Below are 2,576 nucleotides of genomic sequence, written 5' to 3' on the forward strand. Positions count from 1 at the left end.
GTCTCGGTGAGGGCGGGCAGGATCTTCCGTGACGCCAGCGGCAAGCGCTTCACCTGGCAAGCCTCGCCGATCCGATCGTCTTCCCGCAGGGAACGAAGCGGGCCCTGGGGCCGCTACGAGACGTCGGCGGTCTGCAGGACGTCGGCCATCGGGAATATCTGGCTGCCGGAGTTGGGCAGGTTGACCCAGGCGACTCGCAGCGCGGTGCCGCGCCAGGCCATGCCCACGATGCCCGACGTTGACGTGGGCGATAGCTGCCTGTTTGTCGTCTCGCCGGTGTCCACGTTCACGACGTCGAACGCGTTCACAGGATTGGCGGCGGTACCTCTGAGCGCGATTGCGAGCAGCTGGCCGTCGGCTGAGACCCGGACCCGGTCCGCTGTAGGGCAGTGCCATCGGTTCACGTCGAAGTGCACGGTGCGGATCGGCTTGCCGGTGTCCGCCGAGGTGATTCGCAGGTCGCAGGCGGTCCGTGAGGTGGTGAGCAGCAGTCCGCTCTGGATCGAGATGTTGTTGATGTCCCAGGCGGTGAGGGGGTCGAGCGCGGTGAGCCGTTCCTCTTTGCCGCTGGCCAGGTCGTGCCGCACGATCTGACCCGGTGTGCGGTAGAGATAGGCAGCGGTGGCGGTCGCGCCGACGAGCTGGACGTCCTGGCCCTGCACGCGCACCTCGCGGGTGAGCACCACGGCGCCGCCGGGCGCGAGCACGACGAGGCGGATCGCCAGGCCGGTGACGTCGACGCCGTCGTGGCGCTGCACGCCGGGCTGGAGGTCCTTGCTGCCCAGCAGGACAGTGCGGCCGTCGTCGAGCGCCACGCGCTGCCGTGGCCCGTCGATGTGGTCGGGCGGGGCGACGGTGATGATCTTGCGGTCGGGTGAGAGTTCGAGCAGGCCCCGGGGTGGCTGATAGCCCAGTGGGTTCTGGTTGTTGCCGGCGTCGAGCATCGCCCAGCTGGGCTCCAGGGGGAGTCGTTGGCCTGGTGCCGGCGCCGTCTCGGTTGCGGCCGTCGTGGTTGGCGCGGTCGCCGGAGGGGCCGGGTGCGGGGAGAGCGCGCGCTCAGCCAGGACCATTCCCGAAGCAGTGACGGCGACAGCGATGGTGGCCGCGGTGGCCACGGACCGCAACCGGCGGCGGTGGTGGCGGCGCAGGACCGCACGCAGGTCAGGCGCGCTGGGCGGTACGGCGTCGGCAGCTCGGTGCAGTGTCCGGACCAGGTCGTCGGGCGTCATGTGTGCTCCTCACCGAGCATGCGGCGCAACTCGGCGAGGCCGCGCGCCATGCGGCTCTTGACGGTTCCCTCGGCGATGTCCAGCACCGCTGCGGTCTCCACAGTGGACAGGTCCAGCAGCACACGGCACACGATGACGGTGCGCTGTGGCAGCGGGAGGCGGTACAGCGCGGCGAGTGCCTGCTGATGGCCGGGATCCTCGCGAGCTGGATGGAGGTCGTCGGCGGCCGGCAACGGGCGCTCCCGGCGAACCTTGCGCCACCAAGACGTGGCCCAGTTCATTCCGACCCGGAACGCCCATCCGCCCGGGCTGTCGTGGTCGCGGACCTGGCTCCAGCGTGCATAGGCACGGGCCATCGCCTCATCGGCCGCCTCGCGCGCCAGCTGCGGATTGTTGAGGGCTACGGCGAGCGCGCGGTAAACCCGATCAGCCTCGGAGCGGTAGAACGCCTCGAAGTCGGTCGTTCGCCGGCTTGTCATCAGGGATGTCCCCACAGCACGTACACGCATCGAGGCGGCCCGGCGTTCCCTCGGCGCTCAAAATACTTTCGGGGTGTGCGGTGGGTCCGCGCGCCTCGGATTGATTTGGGTGGTTGTCGGCTGGTGCGGCAGGTGGTGGTTGGTCTGGCAGTGCTGTTGCCGTTGAACATTGAGCCATTTCACGCAAGGTTGTGGTGACGCTCGACAGTCGGGGGGGTGGACGTCCCGACACGCCGAAGTCGTTGGGGTGCAACAAGAAGACGCAGAACCTCGGTACGAAGCTGGTCCCCCCAAAGATCAACTTCATAGAGGTCCTGCGTCGAGGATGAGCATCACATACACCGCCACGTTGAACGTGCGCGAGGAGACGGTGCGGTTTGTCTCGCGCCTGCTGTACGCCGAACGGCTGCGCCGAGGCACCCGAACCGGCACCCGCAGCCTGGGCTGCTTCAAACGGGCCGTGCTGATCATCCGCTGGTTCCTGGACGGCACCCGCCTGAAGCAACTGGCCCGCGACAACGCCATCGGCAAGTCCACCGCGTACGACTACATCCACGAGGGCATCGATGTGCTCGCCGCACAGGCCCCGAGCCTGCACGGCGCCTTGCTGGCAGCCAAGGCGGCCGGCTACAGCCACGTGATCATCGACGGCACCCTGATCGAGACCGACCGGGTGTCGACACCCGGACCCCACCCGCGGGGTCGATCTGTGGTGGTCGGGCAAACACCACAACCACGGCGGCAACATCCAGGTCATCGCGACCCCTGACGGCTGGCCGATCTGGACCTCCGAGGTGCGACCCGGCCGCGAGCACGACACCACCGCGGTAGGCGCCCACGCCGAGATCCTGCCCGCCCTCACCGAGAT

General features: G+C 68.7%; 2 protein-coding genes and 1 pseudogene. 1 reads left to right on the forward strand and 2 read right to left on the reverse strand.

Annotated elements, in window-relative coordinates:
* Positions 1-113: 113 nt before the first annotated feature.
* Together ABZS66_RS61265 and ABZS66_RS61270 are read right to left on the reverse strand one after the other, a co-directional pair.
* Entirely contained in the window at positions 114-1,229 is a 1,116-nt protein-coding gene (locus ABZS66_RS61265) for a hypothetical protein (RefSeq protein ID WP_354774155.1), read from the reverse strand.
* A complete protein-coding gene (locus ABZS66_RS61270; protein WP_354774157.1) occupies positions 1,226-1,723 on the reverse strand; it encodes a sigma-70 family RNA polymerase sigma factor in 498 nt (165 codons plus the stop codon). The genes ABZS66_RS61265 and ABZS66_RS61270 overlap by 4 nt, the downstream gene beginning before the upstream one ends.
* A 310-nt stretch (positions 1,724-2,033) precedes the next feature.
* Here ABZS66_RS61270 and ABZS66_RS61275 point away from each other — a divergent pair.
* Positions 2,034-2,576: pseudogene (locus ABZS66_RS61275) on the forward strand (transposase family protein); the annotation flags it as partial.

Source organism: Dactylosporangium sp. NPDC005572 (assembly GCF_040605515.1).
GTDB lineage: Bacteria > Actinomycetota > Actinomycetes > Mycobacteriales > Micromonosporaceae > Dactylosporangium.

Bases quoted from the DNA above. Each gene is read 5' to 3' on its own strand.
- ABZS66_RS61265 (WP_354774155.1), bottom strand. From the start codon at position 1,229: ATGACGCCCGACGACCTGGTCCGGACACTGCACCGAGCTGCCGACGCC.